This is a genomic window from Hydrogenophaga sp., assembly GCF_051860785.1.
Taxonomy (GTDB): domain Bacteria; phylum Pseudomonadota; class Gammaproteobacteria; order Burkholderiales; family Burkholderiaceae_C; genus Hydrogenophaga.
The window spans coordinates 68,882-89,258 of the sequence record NZ_JBIMLB010000003.1 but is presented as its reverse complement, the minus strand read 5'-3'; the positions used below and the strand labels follow the sequence as shown (position 1 = coordinate 89,258).

Below are 20,377 nucleotides of genomic sequence, written 5' to 3'. Positions count from 1 at the left end.
CATGAAACCGATCCAAGTAGGCCTTCTGGGCATAGGCACCGTGGGCAGCGGCACGTTCAACGTGCTTCAGCGCAATCAGGAAGAAATCCGCCGCCGCGCCGGTCGTGGCATCGAGATCACCATGGTGGCCGACCTCGATACCGAGCGTGCCCAGTCCATCGTGGGGCCTGGCGTGAAGGTGGTGAAGGACGCCCGCGAGGTGATCGCCAACCCGGACATCGACATCGTCATCGAGCTCATTGGCGGTTATGGCATTGCGCGGTCGCTGGTGATGCAGGCCATCGCCGCTGGCAAGCACGTGGTGACTGCCAACAAGGCGTTGCTGGCCGTGCACGGCACCGAGATCTTCGACGCTGCTTCAGCCCGGGGCGTCATGGTGGCCTTCGAGGCCGCCGTGGCCGGGGGCATCCCCATCATCAAGGCGCTGCGTGAGGGCCTGACGGCCAACAGCATCCAGTGGATCGCCGGCATCATCAACGGCACGACCAACTTCATCCTCTCCGAGATGCGCGACAAGGGACTGGACTTTGGCGTCGTGCTCAAGGAGGCGCAACGACTGGGCTACGCCGAGGCCGATCCCACCTTCGACATCGAAGGGGTGGACGCCGCGCACAAGGTCACGTTGATGAGCGCGATCGCCTTCGGCATTCCGGTGCAGTTCGACAAGGCCTATGTGGAGGGCATCACCCAGCTGGGGGCCACCGACATCAAGTACGCCGAGCAACTGGGTTATCGCATCAAGCTGCTGGGCATCACCAAGCGCGTGGCCCAGGGCATTGAATTGCGTGTGCATCCCAGCCTGGTGCCGTCCAAGCGGCTCATCGCCAACGTGGAAGGCGCCATGAACGCCGTGGTGGTCCATGGCGACGCTGTGGGCGCCACGTTGTATTACGGCAAAGGCGCGGGCAGCGAACCCACCGCCAGCGCGGTCATCGCCGACCTGGTCGACATCACCCGCCTGCACACGGCCGACCCGCACCACCGCGTGCCGCACCTGGCTTTCCAGCCCGATGCGATGAGCGACCTGAGCGTGCTGCCCATGCGCGAGGTGGTGACGAGCTACTACCTGCGCTTGCGCGTGGCCGATCAGGCCGGCGTGCTGGCCAAGGTCACGGGCCTGCTGGCAGATGCTGGCATCAGCATCGACGCGGTGCTGCAGCGCGAGGCCGACGAGGTGAGTGGCGAGGGCGGTACCTCCACCGACCTGATCATCCTCACGCATAACACGCGCGAAGGCACCATGGACGACGCATTGGCTCAACTGCAGCAACTGCCCACCGTGCTGGCGCCGATCGTGCGCATCCGCAAGGAAGAACTGAACTGATGCGGTACCTGTCCACGCGAGGCGATCCGGGGCGCAAGCGCTTCTGCGAGATCCTGCTCGAAGGGCTGGCACCCGATGGGGGGCTGTACCTGCCCGAACACTATCCTCAGGTCGATGCCACGAAGCTCGCGCGCTGGCGCCAGGTGTTCAACGGCGGCGCAGCCGGTGGCTACGCCGCACTGGCGTTCGAGATTCTCTCGCTCTACATCGACGACATCCCTGCCGCCGACCTGCGAGCGCTGTGCGAGAAGACCTACACCCAAGCGGTGTACGGCACGCCGCAGATCGTGCCGCTGAGGAAGCTGGAGACCGGGTTCTGCCTGGAGGCTTTGTCCAACGGCCCCACGCTGGCCTTCAAGGACATGGCCATGCAATTGCTGGGCAACCTGTTCGAATACGAACTCGGTCGGCGGGGTGAAGAGCTCAACATCCTTGGTGCCACCAGCGGCGACACGGGCAGCGCGGCCGAATACGCGATGCGGGGCAAGCGGGGCGTGCGCGTGTTCATGCTCAGCCCCCATGGCCGCATGAGCCCGTTCCAGCAGGCGCAGATGTTCAGCCTGATGGACGAGAACATCCACAACATCGCCATCGAAGGCGTGTTCGACGACTGCCAGGACATCGTCAAGAACGTCAGTAACGACCTGGGTTTCAAGCGCGTCTACCGGATCGGCACGGTGAACTCGATCAACTGGGCGCGGCTGCTGGCCCAGGTCGTGTACTACTTCGCCGGCTACTTCCAGGCGACCACCAAAGACACTGAAAAGGTCAGCTTCACGGTGCCCAGCGGCAACTTCGGCAACGTCTGCGCCGGCCATGTGGCGCGCCAGATGGGGCTGCCCATCGACAAGCTGGTGGTGGCCACCAACGAGAACGACGTGCTCGATGAGTTCTTCCGAACCGGCGTCTACCGCGTGCGCGCCAGCGCCGACACGCACGAAACATCCAGCCCGTCGATGGACATTTCCAAGGCCAGCAATTTCGAGCGCTTCGTGTTCGACCTGCTCGGGCGCGATGGTGCGCGCGTCAAGGCGCTCTTCGGTGACGGTCTTTCACGCACCGGCCGGTTCGACATCGGTGGCGAGCCGGCCTTTGCCGAGGCCGCGGGCCGCTATGGTTTCAGAAGCGGCAAGAGCACGCACGCAGACCGTCTGGCCACCATTCGCGATGTGTTTGAGCGCCACGGCGTGATGATCGACACCCACACGGCGGACGGCGTGAAGGTGGCGCGGGAACACCGCGACGCGGCCGCGCCCATGATCGTGCTGGAGACCGCCTTGCCGATCAAGTTTGCCGAAACCATCGTCGAGGCGCTGGGGCGCCAGCCCGATCGGCCACCGCAGTTCGAAGGCATCGAGCAACTGCCCAAACGCGTGAAGGTCATGACGGCGGACACCGCAGCGGTGCAGGCATACATCGCCGAGCACTGCGCGCCTCACGCATGAAAGTCGCCGGGTTCGCGGGCTTCTCCGGTTCCGGCAAAACCACGCTGGTGGAGCAGCTCATCGGTGCGCTGCGCTTGCGAGGCCAGCGCGTTTCCGTGATCAAGCACGCGCACCACCGTTTCGACATCGACCACCCCGGCAAGGACACCTGGCGCCACCGCGAGGCCGGCGCCTTCGAGGTACTGGCCGCCTCGCCCCGGCGCGTGGTGATCATGCGCGAACTCACCGAACGTGTGGAGCACGATGTGCACCTGCTGCTGGCCGAGCTTCATCCCGATGTGGACTGGGTGCTGGTCGAGGGCTTCAAGGAAAGCAACCTGCCCAAGATCGAGGTGTGGCGCGAGACCAGCGGCGTACCGGTGCGCTACCCGGGCGATGCCGGCGTGGTGGCCATCGCCACCGACAGCCCGCAGGCGCTGCCCGAGGCCGCCCTTCGCCCGGTGCTGGATTTGAACCGCGCCGATGACGTGGCCGCCTGGTTGCTCGACAATGCGGAACGGTTCGAGTACCGCCGCTGCGACCGAGACACCTGCCCACCATGAACTCCCCTCAGAAACCTGCTGCCCGCGCACCCCTGCTGTCGCTGGACGTGGCGATGGCCGATCTGCTGGGTCGCGTCGAAGCACTAGCCGCTGTGGAGACCGTGGCCACCTTCGACGCCGATGGCCGCGTGCTGGCCGAAGAACTGGTCTCGGCCTTGCAGGTTCCGCCGAACGACAACTCGTCCATGGACGGCTATGCCGTGCGCGCGGCCAACGTCACCGAACCCGGCGTGGTGCTGCGCGTGAGCCAGCGCATCGCCGCGGGCCATGCGGGCCAGGCGCTGGAGCCTGGCACGTGCGCGCGCATCTTCACCGGCGCGCCCATGCCCGAGGGGGCAGACGCCGTGGTCATGCAGGAAGACACCATCGAGGTCGGGGGCGACATCCACGGCGTGCACATCCAGGCAGTGCCAGAGGCAGGCCAGTGGGTGCGCAGGGCCGGGGAAGACGTGACGCGCGGCGCCGTGGTGCTCGCGCGCGGTCAGCGCCTTTCACCCGCCGGACTCGGCCTGGCCGCGAGCCTGGGCCGGGCGCAGTTGAAGGTGATGGCGCGGCCGCGCGTGGCCCTGTTTTCCACGGGCGACGAACTCGTGATGCCTGGCGACGTGCCGCCCGAGGCCATGAAACCCGGCGCCATCTACAACTCCAACCGCTTCTTCCTGCGCACCCTGCTCAGCCGCATGGGTTGCGAGGTCAGCGACCTCGGGATCGTGCCCGACCGGCGCGATGCCACGCTGGCCGCACTCAAGACGGCCGCCGATCACCACGATCTCATTCTCACCAGCGGTGGCGTTTCGGTGGGCGAGGAAGACCACATCAAACCCTCGGTGCAGCAGCTCGGCAGCCTGGACCTGTGGCAGATCGGCATGAAGCCGGGCAAGCCTTTTGCCTACGGCACCGTGCGGCGCGATGCCGGTGCAGGGCAGGGCGCAAATACGCCCTGCCATTTCATCGGGCTGCCCGGGAACCCGGTCTCCAGCTTCGTCACCTTTCTGCTGCTCGTGCGGCCTTTCCTGCTGCGCTTGCAGGGTGTGCCGTTCGACGTCTCGCAGGCATTGCCCACCGCAACGCGGCTGCCTGCGCACTTCACCGTGGCGCGGGCCGACAAGCGCCGCGAATTCCTGCGCGTGCGTCGCAATGCGGCCGGCGGGCTCGATTTGTTTCCCAACCAGAGCTCGGGTGTGCTCACCTCGGCCGTGTGGGGCGATGGCCTGGTCGATAACCCGGCCGGCGCGACCATTGCGCACGGTGATCTGGTGTCCTACATCTCCTTTGCGGATCTGCTCGCATGAAAGTCCAACTGCGCTACTTTGCTTCCCTGCGCGAAGCGCTGTCCACCGGTGCTGAATCCGTGGATACGCAGGCCGCCACGCTGGGTGCCTTGCGTGCCGAGCTGGTGGCACGCGGTGGCGCGTACGCCGAAGCCCTGGCGCCGGGAAAATCGGTGCGGGTGGCGCTGAACCAGACCATGAGCGATGAGTCGGCGGTGCTCTCCGAGGGTGCCGAGGTGGGCTTCTTCCCGCCCGTGACCGGGGGCTGAGATGGGCCCGCGCGTCAGCATCCAGACCGAAGATTTCGATCTCTCCACCGAGGTCGCGAAGCTGCGCCTGCAGGACCAGCGCGTGGGCGCCGTGTGCAGCTTCATCGGCACAGTCAGGGACCGCAACGACGGTCAGAGCGTGAGCACCATGGAGCTGGAGCACTACCCTGGCATGACGGAGAAATCCATCGAAGCCATGATCGACGAAGCCCTTCAGCGCTTCGACCTTTTCGGTGTCCGCGTGATCCACCGTGTCGGTCTGCTGCAGCCGCTGGACCAGATCGTGCTGGTGGCGGTGACCTCTGCGCACCGGGGCGAGAGTTTCCAGGCCTGCGAATTCCTCATGGACTACCTCAAGACCCAGGCGCCGTTCTGGAAGAAGGAGCAGACGCCCGATGGCGCGCGCTGGGTGGATGCCCGCGTGAGCGACGACGCGGCCCTGGCCCGCTGGGGCATCGAAGCCCGCAATGGTTGAGGATGGTGTGCGCATGCAGCTGAGCACCACCGATGTGGAGTCCCTGGAGCGCGCCACGCTGCAAGCGGTGGCGCCCGAGGCGGTGGAGGCCTTGCCCGGCTGGCTTCTGCCCATGGACCGAGGCACGGTGGGCCGCGCCCACAGCGCCGTGCCCCTGTCGCACGAAAGCCCGGAACCCTCAGCATTGAACGCGATCGTGGCGCGCTACGCCTCGCGCGGCTTTTCGCCGGTCTTCCGTCTGCCCGATGTGCCTGCGTTCCACGGCTTTCAGCGCGCCCTGCAAAAGCGGGGTTTCGTGCGCCGCCAACCCACGCTGACCCAGGTTGCCCGTGTCGCGGATCTGCGTGCGCTGGCCGGCACCGGGCTTTCGGGCGGTGAACTGGCCGAAGCGCCCGATGCCGCCTGGATGGCCATGTTTCTCGGACCGGGACTGGACCCGGTGGACGGCGCCAGCCGGGCCCGCGCGCTCAGCCGCGCCCATGGCATGCTTTACGCCAGCCTGCGCGAAGGGGGCCAGACGCTGGCCTGCGGCGCGGCCTCTTTCGGCCACGGATGGCTCGGCGTGCACGGCATGCGCACCGATGCCGCCCAACGAGGGCGTGGCCTGGCCCGGCAACTGATGGGCATGATGGCCGAAGAGGCCCTTGGGCGCGGCATCGAGCGCGTGTTCCTGCAGGTCGACGCCAGCAACGCGCCAGCGCTCTCGCTCTACCGCCGTCTGGGTTTCACCACCGCGTGGCCCTACGCCTACTGGCGCCGCCCCGACACGCGCTGACTTGAAAATCGGGTCGCCAGACCCATGTGTGCGGTAATTCTGAATACCGGAGAGCCCACCCATGCGACTCGACAAACTCACCACCAAGTTCCAGGAAGCCCTGAGCGAAGCCCAGACGCTGGCGCTGGGCAGTGACCACGCGTACATCGAACCCGCCCACCTGCTGCTGGCCTTGCTGCGGCAGGCCGACGGGCCGCAGTCGCTCTTGCAGCGCGCTGGTGTGAATGTGCCTGGCCTCATCAAGGCCACCGAAGCCGCCGTCAAGCGTTTGCCCGAAGTGCAGGGGCAAGACCAGGTGCAGGTGGGCCAGGAACTGGCCAAGCTGCTGCAGGCCACCGAGAAGGAGGCCATCAAGCGCGGCGACCAGTTCGTTGCCAGCGAACTGTTCCTGCTCGCCGTGGCCGACAGCAAGGGGGAGCTGGGCCGCATCGCCAACGAGAACGGCCTGAACCGCAAGAGCCTGGAGTCGGCCATCACGGCCGTGCGCGGTGGCCAGAAGATGGACAGCCCCGAGGCCGAAGGCCAGCGCGAGGCACTCAAGAAATACACGCTCGATCTGACCGAACGTGCCCGCCTGGGCAAGCTCGACCCGGTGATCGGCCGCGACGACGAAATTCGGCGCGCCATCCAGGTGCTGCAACGCCGCACCAAGAACAACCCGGTGCTGATTGGCGAACCCGGCGTGGGCAAGACCGCCATCGTCGAAGGCCTGGCCCAGCGCATCGTGGCCGGCGAAGTGCCCGATTCGCTCAAGGGCAAACGCGTGCTCAGCCTGGACATGGCCGCGCTGCTGGCCGGTGCCAAGTTCCGCGGCGAATTCGAGGAACGCCTGAAAACCGTGCTGAGCGAGCTGGCCAAGGACGAAGGCCAGACCATCGTCTTCATCGACGAGCTGCACACCATGGTGGGTGCCGGCAAGGCCGAAGGCGCGATGGACGCGGGCAACATGCTCAAGCCTGCACTGGCGCGCGGCGAGCTGCACTGCGTGGGTGCCACCACGCTCGACGAATACCGCAAGTACATCGAGAAAGACGCCGCGCTGGAGCGCCGCTTCCAGAAGATCCTGGTGGGCGAACCCAGCGTGGAAGCCACCATCGCCATCCTGCGCGGCCTGCAGGAAAAGTACGAGGTGCACCACGGCGTGCAGATCACCGATCCGGCCATCGTGGCCGCAGCCGAGCTCAGCCAGCGCTACATCACCGACCGCTTCCTGCCCGACAAGGCCATCGACCTGATCGACGAAGCCGCGTCCAAGATCAAGATCGAACTCGACTCCAAGCCCGAGGTGATGGATCGGCTTGACCGTCGCATGATCCAGTTGCAGATCGAGCGCGAAGCCGTGCGCCGCGAGAAGGACGAAGCCTCGCAGAAGCGCTTTGGCCTGATCGAGGAAGAGATTGCCCGACTCAAGAAGGAGATCGCCGACTACGACGAGATCTGGCAATCCGAAAAAGCGGCTGCCCTCGGCTCCAAGGACGTGATGGAAGAGATGGATCGCATCCGTTCGCAGATCAAGACCTTCACCGAGAAGGGCGACTTCAACAAGGTCGCCGAACTGCAATACGGCAAGCTGCCCGAGTTGGAGAAGCGCCTGAAGGACGCGCAGGCCGTGGAGTCGGGCAAGGCGCTGAACAAGGATGGCAAGGGCCGCCCGCAACTGCTGCGCACGCAGGTGGGTGCGGAAGAGATCGCCGAAGTCGTGGCGCGCGCCACCGGCATCCCCGTGTCCAAGCTCATGCAGGGAGAGCGCGACAAGCTGTTGCTGATGGAAGGCAAGCTGCACGAGCGCGTGGTCGGTCAGGACGAGGCCATCAGTGCTGTGGCCAACGCCATCCGCCGTTCGCGCTCGGGCCTGTCCGATCCGAACCGCCCGACCGGCTCCTTTCTGTTCCTCGGCCCGACAGGCGTGGGCAAGACCGAGCTGTGCAAGGCGCTGGCCGGCTTCCTGTTCGACAGCGAAGACCATCTCGTGCGCATCGACATGAGCGAGTTCATGGAGAAGCATTCCGTGGCCCGCCTCATTGGCGCGCCGCCTGGCTATGTGGGCTACGAGGAGGGTGGTTACCTCACCGAGGCCGTGCGCCGCAAGCCCTACAGCGTGTTGCTGCTCGACGAGGTGGAGAAAGCCCACCCGGATGTCTTCAACGTGCTGCTGCAGGTGCTCGACGACGGCCGCCTGACCGACGGCCAGGGCCGCACCGTGGACTTCAAGAACACCGTGATCGTCATGACGAGCAACATCGGCTCGCCCATGATCCAGGCCATGGTGGGCTCGCCGTACGAGGAGGTGAAGGAGGCCGTGTGGGACGAACTCAAGAACCACTTCCGGCCCGAGTTCCTCAACCGCATCGACGAAACCGTGGTGTTCCACGCGCTGGATGCCCAGCACATCGAATCGATCGCCGCGATCCAGCTCAAGGTGCTGGAAGCGCGCCTGGCGAAGATGGACCTGCACCTGCAGGTGTCGCCCGCCGCGCTGGCCGAGCTGGCCAAGGTGGGTTTTGACCCGGTGTTCGGCGCGCGGCCACTCAAGCGCGCCATCCAGCAGCGCATCGAGAACCCGCTCTCGAAGTTCCTGCTGGAAGGCCGTTACCCCCCGAAGTCGGTCATTCCGGTGGAGGTGGATCCGGTGCGCGATCCTGGCGTCTTCCAGTTCGGTAACGCCTTGTCCGAAGCCTGATCGAACGGGCCGGGGCGCCATCCATCGCGGATGGGGGCCCGGCTCTACCCATGGGGGAGCCTGCGACCTATCATGCCTCTCATGACGCAGATACCCCCCACCATTCCCCTGCAGGCGCTGTTCGACGCGCAGTTCAACGCCAGCCGCGCTCAGATCGACGTGCCGCTGGCGCTGCGGCGCGACCGGCTGGGTCGGCTGCGTTCGCTCATCGAAACCCACGCCGGCGCGTTGTCGGAAGCCATCGAATCCGACTTCGGCGTTCGTTCACGGCAGTTGACCGAAGCGGCCGACCTGTTCGTGCTGCGCGCCGCCATCGGCCAGCTCCAGAAGGAACTGCCGCGCTGGATGAAGACCCGGCGCGTGGCCACGCCGATCTACCTGCTGCCCGCCAGCGCCCACATTCAACGACAGCCGCTCGGTGTGGTGGGCGTCATCGGCCCGTGGAACTACCCGCTGCAGCTCAACCTGGGGCCTGCCGCCACCGCGCTGGCCGCCGGCAACCGTGTGATGCTCAAGCCCAGCGAGCTCACGCCGCACACCTCGGCGCTCATGGCCTCGCTGGTGCAGCAGTCTTTTGCGGCCGAGGAATTCAGTGTGGTGCTCGGCGGCGCCGACGTGGCCCAGGCGTTTTCCGCCTTGCCGTTCGATCATCTTTTCTTCACTGGCTCCACCTCGGTTGGCCGCCTGGTGGCCGCCGCCGCCGCCGCCAACCTCACACCGACCACACTGGAGCTCGGCGGCAAGTCGCCATGCGTCGTCGATGCGTCGTGCGACCTGAACGACGCGGCCATCAAGATCGCCCACGGCAAGCTCCTCAACGCGGGACAGACCTGCATTGCGCCTGACTACGTGCTGTTGCCGCGTGGCCAGGAGGCCGCTTTCGAACAGGCCTACACAGCGGCCGTGGCAAAGCTGTTCCCCACGCTCGCCGGCAACCCCGACTACGCCGCCATCGTCAGTGACCGTCACCACGCGCGTCTGGTCGCACTGCTCGACGAAGCGAACGAGAAGGGCGCCCGCGTGGTGGATGTGGCCCCACCGGCCCTCGGCTCCAGCGCGCCGACCCGTCAGATGAATCCCACCCTCGTGTTCAACCCCGCGCCCGATCTGCGGCTGATGAAGGAAGAGCTTTTCGGTCCCATCCTGCCTGTGCTGCCCTACGACACGATCGACGAAACCATCGCCTTCATCAACGCGCGCCCGCGCCCACTGGCGCTGTACTGGTTTGGCGCCGACACCAGCGCGCGCGACCGGCTGTTGGGCAGCACCGTCAGCGGCGGCGTCACCGTCAACGACACGCTGATGCACGTGGCTCATGAAGGCCTGCCGTTTGGTGGCGTGGGCGAAAGCGGCTGGGGCTCGTACCACGGCGAATCCGGCTTCCTGCGCTTCACCCAGCAAAAGCCGGTGCTGGTGCAGTCGCGCTGGGCCATGGGCAAGCTGTTCTACCCGCCGTATGGCGCCGCGTTTGATCGGGTGATGGGTCTGCTCAGACGCTGGCTCTGAGCTTGCCGCTGCCGACTTCCTCGTCGTCCACCTCCGGCGTGGGGAGATGCGAGGGCATGTCCTGCAACAGGCCACGCTGCTGCAACTGACTTGCCATGTCGGTCACGTCTTCGCCCAGCAGCAACGAGAGTTCCTGCGTGCTGCGCCGGCCGTTGGCCATCAGCAGCAAGGTGTGCGCCCGCCGGCCCACCAGGTCAGGGCGTGCCAGGGCCTCCCAGGCTTGAGGTGTCTTGGCGTAGCGATGGATGTGGCTCATTGTTCAGGTCCCCGGCCCAGAGTGCCTGCGTGATGTGACAGGGTCTTGACCGCAGGTTGGCACGAGCAAGCTGCGTGCCTGAGGGCGCGGGCGCCGTGATGCCGCTGGTCTGACGCGGGCTCAGGCCTGAGCGGGCATTTGCGAGCTCCAGCGCGTGGGGGCATGGCCCATGGCAGCCTTGAACATCGCGCTGAAGGCGCTGTCGCTGGCATAGCCGGTGGCGGCGGCCACCTGGCCAATGGGCACGCCGCGCGCCAGCAAGGGCAGGGCGTGCGCGATCACCGCCTGCTGGCGCCAGCGCTGGTAGGTGGTGCCCAGTTCATCGCGAAACAGCCGCGCCACCGTGCGCTCGCTCGCACCGGTGTCGGCCGCCCACTCGGCCAGCGTGGCCCGTTCGCCGGGCGCGTTCAACACCGCTTCGCAAAGGGCGCGCAGGCGCTTGTCGCGCGGTAGCGGCACGCCCAGGGGCTGCGTGTCGGCGTGGGCCAGTTCGTCCAGCACCAGGCTGGCCAGCAGACGGTCTCGCGCGGGTTCAGCGGCTCGTCGGGTGGCCGCGTCCATGGCCTGGACCAGTTCGCGCAGCAGCGAAGACACCACGATCATGCGGGCGTCTTGCCAGCCCGTCGGCGTTGCACCACCGTCGATGTAGAGCGTGCGCAATTCGGCGGTCTCGCGCACGGTGACGGCGTGGCGCATGCCGGGCGCGATCCAGACGGCGCGTGAGGGCGGCACGATGTAGGTGACGGCCTGCAAGGCAGGGTCTTCGGGCACCGTCATCACCTGCACGATGCCCGTGGCGCAGTAGGCCAGCTGGCCCCAGGGGTGGCTGTGGGGCTCGAAGTGGGTGTCGGCACTCAAAGCGCGGGAGCGCACCCGCACCGGGCGGGCCGCGTCGGGCGTGAAGGGGTCGGAGTCGCCGAGGGGGGTCGGGCGCAAACGGCGGGATGCGGACATGGTGGCCTTGGGTTGGCTGGTATTCGTGGAAAAGTGTCAGATCGTCGCGATCCAGCAGAAGCGCTTGAGTCTACGATCGTGGCATGTCTTCCTCAAGCACCGCCCATCCCTTGCCCCCGGTCGCCCTTCGTCAGGACGCCAGCCTGATCGGCCTGGTCGGCCTGGCCCACCTCATCAGCCATTTCAGCCAGCTTCTGCTGGCGCCGCTGTTTCCGTGGCTCAAGGACGCGTTCAACGCCAGCTATGCCGAGCTGGGCTTCCTCATGACGGTGTTCTTCGTCACCTCCTGCGCGGTGCAGACCGCTTCGGGTTTCGTGGTGGACCGTCTGGGGCCGCGCCCCGTGCTGTTCGCCGGGCTCACGCTGCTGGGGCTGGCGGCTTTCGGCTTCGCGGCCAGCACCGGCTACTGGATGATGGCCTTCTTCGCCATCGTCGCGGGCGTGGGCAACGGGGTGTTCCACCCGGTGGACTACACGCTGCTCAACCGCAAGGTGAGTGCGCCTCGCCTGGGGCACGCCTACAGCGTGCACGGCATCACTGGCAGCCTGGGCTGGGCGCTGGCGCCGGCCATGATGGTGCCGATCGCCTTTGCGTTTTCCTGGCGCGTGGCGCTGGCCAGTGCGGGTGTGCTCGCCTTCGCCGTGCTCGCCGTGCTGTGGTTCAACCGCGAGCGCCTGAGCCTGCCTGTCGCGCCGAAGCCTGTGCAGGGCAGCAGCACCCTGCCCACCGAAAACCCCATGGCCTTCCTGCGCATTCCAGCGGTGTGGATGTGCTTCGGTTTCTTCTTTTTCTACGCCATGGCGCTCAGCGTGGTGCAGGCGTTCGCGCCCGTGGCAGCCGGCCAGTTGCATGGTGTGCCGCTGGCGCTGGTGGCGGTGTGCCTCACCACCTACATGGTGTGCGCGGCGGGTGGCATGGTTCTGGGGGGCTTTCTGGCGTCGGATCCGGCGCGCTGCGAGCGTGTGGTGGGCATCGGTTTCGGACTCGCGGCGGGCGTGGCACTGCTGCTGGCACTGGGCGACGTGCCGGCCGCAGCGGTGCCGGTGCTGTTTGGTGCCATGGGTTTCACTTCCGGTATCGCGGGGCCATCGCGCGATCTGCTGGTGAAGAAATCCACCCCCGAGAACGCCACCGGCCGCGTGTATGGCGTGGTGTATTCGGGGCTGGACATCGGCCAGGCCATTGCGCCGCTGATCTTCGGCCTCCTCATGGACCACGGCCAGTTCCGTGGCGTCCTCCTGGGCCTGGCGCTGCTGCAACTGGTGCTGATTGCCAGTGCGTTCAACGTGCGGCGCGTGCGGCGCACCGTGCTGGTGCCTGCCGCCGGTACCTGAAGTCTTTCTTCTGCATATCGAGGGGTCGATCCGCGCAGCGGTGGCTGCCATGCGACCTCCGGTGTGGGTGGCACTCCAGATGGTCACGCCGGTTGCCGATGCAGCAGGTATAACAATGCCTTACCCTTTTTTCATCCCGCGGCAGACCACCGCAGACAGAGTCCATGACGGTGCCCTCCCGATTGCTGCAGCAGTGCTTCCAGGAAGCTCGCAACAGCGCCTCCGAACTGATCGCGCGTTGCGTCGACACGGCCATTGCCAGCTTGCAGGCGGCCGAGAAGACCTCGAAGGAGGTCAAGCAGCGCGACCAGCTGGCCCTGGCCTGGTGGGGATTGCTGCAAAACAAGATTCATTGGGGCTCGTCCTTTCCGCAGCACCTGCACGAAGCGCTCGAAGCCTCGCCCGAGGTGCAGACTTCGCGCCCCGCCTTGCTCGGCGAGTCCTCGCTGCTTTCACTGGTGGAAGAAGAAGCCGTCAACGAGTCGCTGGAGTCGGCCCGCCTGGTGCACAGCCTGTTGCCCGCCGTGGAGCAGCAGCTTGCCGTGCTCGACGCCCTCATGAGCTCGGTGCTGAGCCTGCCCACCGTGCAGCCCGAGCGCAATCCCATGCGCCCTTCGGTCTTCGTGCGGGCCCTGCGCGAAACCATGGCCACCGTGGAGCAGGACCCGCAGATGCGCGGGTTGTGGCTGCGCCACATGGGCGAGCCGCTGGGGCGCGAACTGCAGAAGCTCTACGAGCGTGTGGCGCTGATCCTGCAGCGCGCCAACGTGCGCGAAGCCGGGTACCGCGTGCGCCTGGCCACGGAAGGTGGTCACTCCACCCGCTCGGGTGGTCTGTCCACGCGCTCGGGCGGCCTCTCCAGCCGGGTGGGTGAACTCAACCCCGCATCGAGCGGATCGGGCGCCAGCCACTGGCACGACATCAACGATCCGGTGAGCCTGCCCAGCCGTCCTTCGTGGGCCATGGCCGAGAGTCTGCCGCCCATGCCGGAGCTGGCGCGTCTGAACAGCCACGTCGACAACGAGGTGTTCCACGAATTCCTGAGTCATGGCGGCAGCCACTACGACCAGCCGCTCACGCACGACTACTACGACCAGGTGAGCGAAGAGCTCGCCGCCATCGAAGCGTTCGCCGCCATCCCGGTGCTCGACGAGTCGATGATCCTGGAGCAGAGCACCCGCTACCGCGACCTGCCGGTGGTGGACCGGCCCGCACGCGAGGTGGGCACCGCGAGCCAGCTCAGCCGCAAGGCCTGGGGCGAGTTCGCCGCTGCCCACGAGCGCGCGCGTGTGCTCATGCACCTCAAGCAGAAGGCGCAGCGCGTGGCGCAGGCGGTGGGCCTGGACCTGGTGCGCACGCTGGTCGCGCAGGTCGCCAGCGACCCGCTCCTGCTCGCACCGGTGCGCGAAGCCGTGGTGGCGCTCGAGCCCGCGCTGCTGCGCCTGGCGTTGGCCAATCCGCGTTTCTTCAACGAAGACAGACACCCTGGTCGCCGCCTGATCGAGGGCGTGGCGCAGCGCAGCTTCAAGTACAACGACGAGTTCTCCAGTGAGTTCGAAGGCTTCTTCCTGCCGGTTCAGAAAGCCTTCAACGACCTCAACGCCAATGGCAGCAGCGAGCCGGAACCTTTCGCGCAAGTGCTCAGCCGCCTCCAGGCCATCTGGGAAGAGGAAGACCGCAAGGAACTGCTCGTTCAGGACCCGGGCCTGCAGTCCATCCGCTACGCCGAGGAGCGCCAGGCCCTGGCCGACCAGATCGCCTGGGACCTCAGCCAGCGCCCCGATGTGGACAACGCGCCCGGCGTCATCCTGGATTTTCTCTACGGTCCGTGGGCACTGGTCATCGCATCGGCCCAGCTCAACGACACCGAGTCGCAGGCCGACCCGGGTGGCTACCGCAAGACCGTTTCCAACCTGCTCTGGAGCGTGAAGAAAGAGGTCACGCTCAAACGGCCCAAGGAACTCTTCGCCATCATTCCCGGCATGCTCGCCAAGCTGCATGCGGGGCTGGAGATGCTGGGGAAGACGCGCGAGGAAACCAAGCCATTCTTTGATGCCCTGATGCGCCTGCACCAGCCGGTGCTCGGCCTGCGCCGTGCGCGCATCCGCAACGACGCGAACAATTCCGATCCCGCACCGCTGGAAGCCGCCGCGTCGGAGATCCCGAGCTCCATGTCGATGGAGCTCGACGAAACCCTGCCGGCCACGCCGGAGCAGCGCAAACCCAGACCCAAGGCACAGCCCTGGCTGGGTCAGCGCGAACTGGAAGCCGCGGGCTTCGAGGACACGCTGCCCACCGACTATGGCGATCTGGTGGAGCCTGCGAGTGCCGAACCCGTGGAGAGCGGGCCCGATGCCGAGGCTGAAGTGGTCGGGCTGAGCGGACAGGAAAGCGTGGACCTCAACGCCGCAGCCATCCTGTCGGGTCTGCGCGAGGGCGACTGGGTCGACCTGTTCTCGCGCCGCGAATGGCTTCGCGCCCAGCTCATCTGGGCCAGCAGCAAAGGCACGCTGTTCATGTTCGTCAGCCGCGGCGGTCGCCCGCACTCCATGACCAAGCGCAGCTGTGAACGTCTGATCGCCAACCGGCTGCTGCGACCGATCGACGCGCAGGGTGTGGTGAAGAAGGCACTCAAGGCCATGCAGAAGACCGACCCCGCTTCGTCGTCGCGCCCGGCGGAGTCGGCCACGGCCTGAGGGCCGGTCAGCGACCCGAGTTCCAGCGCCGCAGCACGATCTGCGTGCCCGTGGCCGGGAAGAACTGACCCCAGCCCAGCACCGCGTTGCCGCTCGCGTTCATGGCGAGCGCCGGGTTGTACGAAGGATCGGGGTAGGACTCCACGACTTCCGGTGCGGACCAGCCCGTGCCCGGCGTGAGGCGTGAGACGGTCACGCTGCTGCCCACCGGTTCCACAAAGGCAAGCATCGCGCCGCCCGCATCGTCCATGCCGATCACCGGCAGGCTGTCCCACGGACCGCTGCCCGCATTGCGCAGGGTGGCCGGGCTGCCGAAAGTCATCGCCTGTGGGGCGGCGCTGGCAGCGCGCAGCGAGTTGTCGACGTCTCCCCACGCCACCACCGCCGCACCACCTGCGTTCATGCGCAGCACCGGTGTGCTCACGAAGCCTTGCGTATTGGGCACCGCCGTTGCCACGGTGCTTGCGCCGCTCTGCCAACTGCCGCCCGTGAAGCGCTTGAACCAGATGGCGTTGTTGCCCGCACCGCCTGAAATGTCGAGCTGGCCCCAGACGAGCATGCCGTTGCCGGAGGCATCCAGCGCCAGGTCGTGCCGGGCAATGGTCTGGTTGGCGCCCGCGTCGGCCACGATCTGGCTCGCTGTTCCCCAGCCGGCACCGAGCGTGAAGCGATTGCCCCAGAGGTCACCGCCGCCGCCCGAGCGTTTCCACACCGCCACGGCATCGCCAGTGGGTGTGACGGCCACGATCGGATCTCCATCCACGCTGCCCACCACTTCGTTGGTTTCGATCAGCTGTGGCGAACTCCAGCCGCCGCCGGGCGAGTACCGGTTGGCGTAGATGCTGAAGCGCGTTGCCGGCCCGATCTGCGACCAGACCGCCACCGCATTGCCGTTCACGTCCACGCCCACGCTGCTCACGCCCACCTGGCCCGCGCTGCTCTCCACCAGCGCGGCGGTGCCCCAGCCCGTTACCGGGTCCAGTGGGCGCGCGTGCAGGTCCACGGTGGGGCCGGTCTGGATCCACACCAGCATGCCGCGTCCCGTGGTCGCATCCACCGACAACCGCAGTTCGCTCACGTTGCCGGGGTTGGATTCCAGCCGCTCAGGCGTGGACCAGGCGCCACCAGCGGCCGCGCGGCTGCTCCACACGTGGTGCTGCGTCGTGCCCGCATCCAGCTGGCGCCACACGGCGGTGGAACGGCCTGCGTTGTCGATGGCCACCACCGGCGTTGCCGCGCCCGCGCCGGCCAGGCGCACCAGTTCACCCCAGCTTCCCTGCGTGGTTTCTGTTCTGAACCCGGCCGCCACGGCGCGTGCCGCGCTCATCGTCACGTCGCAGGTCAGGGCCTGGCTGCGGCAGGCGCCGCTCCAGCCGTCGAACACCTGGCCAGCGGCCGGGCTGGCCGTCAGCGTGACCAGCGTGCCCGCAGCGAACTGTGCTTCGCAGGTGCTGCCGCAATCGATGCCAGCTGGCGACGACGTGACGCCGCCGCTGCCCGTGCGTGTGACCGACAGGCCGAAGCGGCTGGCCGTGGTGGGCGCGAAGGTCGCTGTGACCGAACGCGCCTGGCTCATGGTGACGGTGCAGGTCAGCGCCGCACCGCTGCACGCGCCGCCCCAGGTGGCCAATTGCTGGCCCGCTGCCGGGGTGGCCGTCAGCGTCACGGAGCTGCCGGTGGCAAAGGGTGCGCCGCAGGCGTCGCTGCATTCCAGGCCGGCGGGCAGCGAACTGATCTGGCCGCTGCCCACCACCGTCACATCGAGCCTGCTGGTGCCTGGGGCAGGGACGTTGCCTCCGCCGCTCGTGCCTCCGCAGGCTGACAACACGGCCGCCACCAGCACGGACAACAGTCCGATCGAACCTTGCAATTTCATTCATCTGCTCCTGGGTTGTACAGGGGGCGGATGCTAGGAATGAACGCCACTCGGCTCCATAGCACCATCGGGCAGTGCGATGCGCACACGCATCACATGCCCGAAGGTGCTGTTCCGTGGCAGCGGGGTCCTGCATAGGATGGCCCGGCGGCAGTTGCTGTCGCCTGGCGCCCTGGTCTCTCAGGGCGCGAGCCACACCCTTTCCATGTCAGGAGAACCCATGCCATCACCCAGACTCTGGGTACCCGCCCTTGCCGCGCTGCTCACCGCCGGTTGCGCTTCCATTGCCGTGACCGACGAGGCCATCGTCGATCGCACCGCCTTTGCGCTCAACCTCGACAAGAGCGCCTTCACCGTGAGCAATCGCGTCAACGACGGCACCACCACCCGCTACGCCGTGCGCACCAGGACCGGCCAGGAATTCAACTGCTTCGTGGGAGGATCCATCAGCGTGCTGGGACGCTCGGTCTCGGAGGCGGTCTGCAGCCGCAAGGGCGCTCCACCGGCGGGCAACCCGCTGTTGCGCTGAGGCGCTCAGGCTGCCGGTGGTGCGTGTTCCCTGGCAAACACCTGCCCGAGGAACGCGCGCAACTGCACCGGCCGCACCGGCTTGACCATCACCGTGAGGCCGGCGTCCTGCGCCAGCCGCATGTGGGCGCTGCCGGCGTCGCCCGTCACCATCACGGCCGGCACCTCGTCACCCAGCAGCGCGCGCACGTCCCGCAGGGCGTCGATGCCGCTGGCGCCGTCGGGCAGGCGCAGGTCCACCACCAGCGCGTCGGGCACGAAGCCGGCGCGCAGTTGCGCCAGGCTGGCGGTCGCATCCGCCGTGGCCAGCACCTCACATCCCCATGAACGGAGCAGGCCCGCCAGCGCGGTGCGCGAATTGGCGTCGTCCTCGATCACGAGCACACGGTGGCCAGGGAGCAGCGCATCGGCCGTGTGCGTTTCGGCACCCGGCAGGGTCGACGCGGTTTCGTCCCTGTCCACCCGTTGCAACTTCAAGGAAAACACGCTGCCCTTGCCGGGCGCCGAGCGGAGCACCGACACATCCATCGAGAGCAGGTCGCTCAGGCGCTTGACCGTGGCCAGACCCAGTCCAAGACCCAGGTTGCGATCCCGTGCCGGGTTGCCCACCTGGTAGAACTCTTCGAAGATGCGCGGCAGATCTTCGTCGTCGATGCCGATGCCGGTGTCTTCCACGTCGAGCCACACGTGGGCCACGTCGCTCGACAAGGCACACGTGACGCGCACCGAGCCTTGTTCGGTGTAGCGGATCGCGTTGGAGACCAGGTTGCTCAGCACACGGGCCAGCAAGGCGCGATCGTTGTGCACCGCCATTCGGGGCACGTCGATCTCCAGGCGAAGTCCCTTGGCCAGCGCCAGCGGTTCGTGTGGCCGGCAACATTCGCGAACCAGCTCGTCCAGCCAGAAATCGGACCTTTGCGGCACCACGTTGCCCACGTCGAGCCGTGTGATTTCCAGCAGGTCGTCGATCACCTGTGTCATGCCCTCCACGCATTCGACGAGATGGGTCGATACCGCGGGCACATCGACCTGCTGACCCCGTTCCATCAGCGTCTGCGACAACAGGCGCATGGCGTTCAGGGGCTGGCGCAGGTCGTGGTTGGCCGCAGCGAAGAAGCGGGTGCGCGACGCGTTCGCTGCTTCGGCGGCGTTGCGGGCGGCTTCGCTGCGCTCGTTTTCCACTTGAAGTGCACCGATCAGTTCTTCGTTGCGCTGGCGCTGGATGTGGAGCTCGCGCAAGGCCACCGACTGGTTGCGGCCACTGACCAGCGCGTAGATGCCGATCAGGAACACCAGGAACGCCAGCAGCGCGTAATGGGCGTTGCCTGACCACAGGTCGCGCAGGATCAACGGTGCCAGCACCAATCCCACATGGGCAACCAGCGTGAGCCGAAATCCTGGCAGGCGCACCGAGCCTCCCATGGCAATGGCCACCAGCGTGACGTGCAGGATGGCTTCTGCCTGGGGTGCGCCTGGCGTGAGCAGCACCGCACTGAGCAGACCCCACTGCGCGGCGTGCACCAATGTGCTGCTCAGCCACCAGCGGATCAAGCGCATCGAGCGCGGTACGCGGTAAAGCAACAGCGCTGCGAGCAGGCGCAGCGTGGTGATGGCGCAGAAGGTGCCCAGCCACCAGTCAAGGTAGGAATTGTTCTGCACCGATGCGAACTGGAAATAGCAGATCAGCGCGCCCAGCGTGCTCAGCAGCCACGCCACCGGGGTGGTGCGCACCAACTGATCGATCTGTTCGATCTCCAGTGCGGTCGGGTCACGGGGGCGGCGTTGCCAGTCCATTCAAACGAGACCCGATTCGCGTGCCAGCACCAGCAGGTGGGTGCGGTTGCGCGCACCCAGGGCGTCCAGCAGCGCGGTCACGTGCAGCTTCACGGTGCGCTCGGCAATGCCCAGTTCGTGGGCGATCTGCTTGTTCTGCTGGCCCCGCGCAATCAGCAGCAGCACCTCGAGCTGGCGCGCCGTGGGGCTCTGGCCCGCCGTCCTGCCGGCCGCGGGCGATGTGCCGGGCGGCTGGAAATGCTCACCACCGGCCACCACCTTCTCCAGGGCTGCCAGGATGTCCGCAATGGGCAGCGACTTGCCGAGGAAACCCGCCGCGCCGGCCGCGCGCGCCTGCGCCATCAGCGCCAGGTCTTCCTGGCCCGAGATCAGCACCCGTGCCACCAGCGGGTGCTGCGCGCCGAAGCGCCGCAGGCCGGCCAGACCATCGTCGCCCGCCAGGCGGTAGTCGATCAGCACCACGTCCAGCGCGGGCCAGCTTCGAGCCAGATCCAGTCCCTGTTCCAGGTGCAGAACCGACCGGGCGGCAATGCCCGTCTGAAGGTGGGTGAGGGCATGAACGAACCCGACACCAAACATCGGGTGGTCATCGATCAGAAGGAGGTTCATGGGCGCACCGATTCTGACCCGAGCCTGCACTTTTGGGCACTGC

17 protein-coding genes are annotated in these 20,377 nt (G+C 67.1%); 12 read left to right on the top strand and 5 right to left on the bottom strand.

Features of this window, described 5'->3' with window-relative positions; genetic code table 11:
- The first annotated feature begins 1 nt into the window (after nt 1).
- The 9 genes from ACTIF6_RS05655 to ACTIF6_RS05615 all read left to right on the top strand — a co-directional run bounded on the left by ACTIF6_RS05655 (nt 2) and on the right by ACTIF6_RS05615 (nt 10,287).
- Nucleotides 2–1,324 carry a homoserine dehydrogenase gene (locus ACTIF6_RS05655; protein ID WP_439587031.1) on the top strand — a complete coding sequence of 441 codons (1,323 nt, stop codon included), beginning with the start codon at nt 2–4 and terminating at the stop codon, nt 1,322–1,324.
- Entirely contained in the window at nt 1,324–2,769 is a 1,446-nt protein-coding gene (thrC, locus tag ACTIF6_RS05650; protein WP_439587030.1) for a threonine synthase, read from the top strand. The genes ACTIF6_RS05655 and thrC overlap by 1 nt, the downstream gene beginning before the upstream one ends.
- Nucleotides 2,766–3,311: a molybdopterin-guanine dinucleotide biosynthesis protein B gene (mobB, locus tag ACTIF6_RS05645; RefSeq protein ID WP_439587029.1), complete on the top strand. Its 546-nt coding sequence runs from the start codon at nt 2,766–2,768 to the stop codon at nt 3,309–3,311. The genes thrC and mobB overlap by 4 nt, the downstream gene beginning before the upstream one ends.
- Nucleotides 3,308–4,603, top strand: a complete 1,296-nt coding sequence (locus ACTIF6_RS05640; protein ID WP_439587028.1) for a molybdopterin molybdotransferase MoeA — start codon at nt 3,308–3,310, stop codon at nt 4,601–4,603. Before mobB ends, ACTIF6_RS05640 begins: the two co-directional genes overlap by 4 nt.
- Entirely contained in the window at nt 4,600–4,851 is a 252-nt protein-coding gene (gene moaD, locus ACTIF6_RS05635) for a molybdopterin converting factor subunit 1 (RefSeq protein WP_439587027.1), read from the top strand. The genes ACTIF6_RS05640 and moaD overlap by 4 nt, the downstream gene beginning before the upstream one ends.
- A gap of 1 nt (nt 4,852) precedes the next feature.
- Nucleotides 4,853–5,326, top strand: a complete 474-nt coding sequence (gene moaE, locus ACTIF6_RS05630) for a molybdopterin synthase catalytic subunit MoaE (protein ID WP_439587026.1) — start codon at nt 4,853–4,855, stop codon at nt 5,324–5,326.
- A gap of 13 nt (nt 5,327–5,339) precedes the next feature.
- Nucleotides 5,340–6,101 carry a GNAT family N-acetyltransferase gene (locus ACTIF6_RS05625; RefSeq protein ID WP_439587025.1) on the top strand — a complete coding sequence of 254 codons (762 nt, stop codon included), beginning with the start codon at nt 5,340–5,342 and terminating at the stop codon, nt 6,099–6,101.
- Between the two features lie 61 nt (nt 6,102–6,162).
- Nucleotides 6,163–8,781, top strand: a complete 2,619-nt coding sequence (gene clpB, locus ACTIF6_RS05620) for an ATP-dependent chaperone ClpB (RefSeq protein ID WP_439587024.1) — start codon at nt 6,163–6,165, stop codon at nt 8,779–8,781.
- Between the two features lie 81 nt (nt 8,782–8,862).
- A complete protein-coding gene (locus ACTIF6_RS05615; RefSeq protein WP_439587023.1) occupies nt 8,863–10,287 on the top strand; it encodes a coniferyl aldehyde dehydrogenase in 1,425 nt (474 codons plus the stop codon).
- Here the strand turns inward: ACTIF6_RS05615 and ACTIF6_RS05610 are convergent.
- Both ACTIF6_RS05610 and ACTIF6_RS05605 read right to left on the bottom strand, forming a co-directional pair.
- Nucleotides 10,271–10,543 carry a hypothetical protein gene (locus ACTIF6_RS05610; protein WP_439587022.1) on the bottom strand — a complete coding sequence of 91 codons (273 nt, stop codon included), beginning with the start codon at nt 10,541–10,543 and terminating at the stop codon, nt 10,271–10,273. The two genes, ACTIF6_RS05615 and ACTIF6_RS05610, sit on opposite strands and share 17 nt — an antisense overlap.
- Nucleotides 10,544–10,663: 120 nt before the next feature.
- Nucleotides 10,664–11,497 (bottom strand): AraC family transcriptional regulator, encoded by an 834-nt coding sequence (locus tag ACTIF6_RS05605; RefSeq protein WP_439587021.1) that lies wholly within the window; start codon nt 11,495–11,497, stop codon nt 10,664–10,666.
- Nucleotides 11,498–11,580: 83 nt separating this feature from the next.
- Between ACTIF6_RS05605 and ACTIF6_RS05600 the strand changes: the two genes are divergently transcribed.
- Complete coding sequence (locus ACTIF6_RS05600; RefSeq protein ID WP_439587020.1) at nt 11,581–12,831, top strand: MFS transporter; 1,251 nt, start codon at nt 11,581–11,583, stop codon at nt 12,829–12,831.
- A 164-nt stretch (nt 12,832–12,995) separates the two neighbouring features.
- Nucleotides 12,996–15,527, top strand: a complete 2,532-nt coding sequence (locus ACTIF6_RS05595) for a DUF1631 family protein (protein ID WP_439587019.1) — start codon at nt 12,996–12,998, stop codon at nt 15,525–15,527.
- Between the two features lie 7 nt (nt 15,528–15,534).
- Here ACTIF6_RS05595 and ACTIF6_RS05590 read toward each other — a convergent pair whose 3' ends face one another.
- Nucleotides 15,535–17,403 (bottom strand): InlB B-repeat-containing protein, encoded by a 1,869-nt coding sequence (locus ACTIF6_RS05590; RefSeq protein ID WP_439587018.1) that lies wholly within the window; start codon nt 17,401–17,403, stop codon nt 15,535–15,537.
- Between the two features lie 220 nt (nt 17,404–17,623).
- On the opposite strand from ACTIF6_RS05590, the gene ACTIF6_RS05585 reads away from it, so the two are divergent.
- Nucleotides 17,624–17,932: a hypothetical protein gene (locus tag ACTIF6_RS05585; RefSeq protein WP_439587017.1), complete on the top strand. Its 309-nt coding sequence runs from the start codon at nt 17,624–17,626 to the stop codon at nt 17,930–17,932.
- 5 nt (nt 17,933–17,937) lie between these two features.
- On the opposite strand, the gene ACTIF6_RS05580 is transcribed toward ACTIF6_RS05585, so the two are convergent.
- Together ACTIF6_RS05580 and ACTIF6_RS05575 are read right to left on the bottom strand one after the other, a co-directional pair.
- Nucleotides 17,938–19,725: an ATP-binding response regulator gene (locus ACTIF6_RS05580; RefSeq protein WP_439587016.1), complete on the bottom strand. Its 1,788-nt coding sequence runs from the start codon at nt 19,723–19,725 to the stop codon at nt 17,938–17,940.
- Nucleotides 19,726–20,334, bottom strand: coding sequence for a response regulator transcription factor (locus ACTIF6_RS05575; RefSeq protein WP_439587015.1), 609 nt, complete (start codon nt 20,332–20,334; stop codon nt 19,726–19,728).
- Nucleotides 20,335–20,377: the final 43 nt, after the last annotated feature.

Coding starts and splice junctions, on each gene's coding strand:
- ACTIF6_RS05600 (WP_439587020.1), top strand. CDS start 11,581: ATGTCTTCCTCAAGCACCGCCCATCCCTTGCCCCCGGTCGCCCTTCGT.
- clpB (WP_439587024.1), top strand. CDS start 6,163: ATGCGACTCGACAAACTCACCACCAAGTTCCAGGAAGCCCTGAGCGAA.
- ACTIF6_RS05615 (WP_439587023.1), top strand. CDS start 8,863: ATGACGCAGATACCCCCCACCATTCCCCTGCAGGCGCTGTTCGACGCG.
- ACTIF6_RS05605 (WP_439587021.1), bottom strand. CDS start 11,497: ATGTCCGCATCCCGCCGTTTGCGCCCGACCCCCCTCGGCGACTCCGAC.
- ACTIF6_RS05585 (WP_439587017.1), top strand. CDS start 17,624: ATGCCATCACCCAGACTCTGGGTACCCGCCCTTGCCGCGCTGCTCACC.
- ACTIF6_RS05580 (WP_439587016.1), bottom strand. CDS start 19,725: ATGGACTGGCAACGCCGCCCCCGTGACCCGACCGCACTGGAGATCGAA.
- ACTIF6_RS05590 (WP_439587018.1), bottom strand. CDS start 17,403: ATGAAATTGCAAGGTTCGATCGGACTGTTGTCCGTGCTGGTGGCGGCC.
- thrC (WP_439587030.1), top strand. CDS start 1,324: ATGCGGTACCTGTCCACGCGAGGCGATCCGGGGCGCAAGCGCTTCTGC.
- moaD (WP_439587027.1), top strand. CDS start 4,600: ATGAAAGTCCAACTGCGCTACTTTGCTTCCCTGCGCGAAGCGCTGTCC.
- ACTIF6_RS05575 (WP_439587015.1), bottom strand. CDS start 20,334: ATGAACCTCCTTCTGATCGATGACCACCCGATGTTTGGTGTCGGGTTC.
- ACTIF6_RS05625 (WP_439587025.1), top strand. CDS start 5,340: ATGCAGCTGAGCACCACCGATGTGGAGTCCCTGGAGCGCGCCACGCTG.
- moaE (WP_439587026.1), top strand. CDS start 4,853: ATGGGCCCGCGCGTCAGCATCCAGACCGAAGATTTCGATCTCTCCACC.
- ACTIF6_RS05610 (WP_439587022.1), bottom strand. CDS start 10,543: ATGAGCCACATCCATCGCTACGCCAAGACACCTCAAGCCTGGGAGGCC.
- ACTIF6_RS05655 (WP_439587031.1), top strand. CDS start 2: ATGAAACCGATCCAAGTAGGCCTTCTGGGCATAGGCACCGTGGGCAGC.
- ACTIF6_RS05640 (WP_439587028.1), top strand. CDS start 3,308: ATGAACTCCCCTCAGAAACCTGCTGCCCGCGCACCCCTGCTGTCGCTG.
- mobB (WP_439587029.1), top strand. CDS start 2,766: ATGAAAGTCGCCGGGTTCGCGGGCTTCTCCGGTTCCGGCAAAACCACG.
- ACTIF6_RS05595 (WP_439587019.1), top strand. CDS start 12,996: ATGACGGTGCCCTCCCGATTGCTGCAGCAGTGCTTCCAGGAAGCTCGC.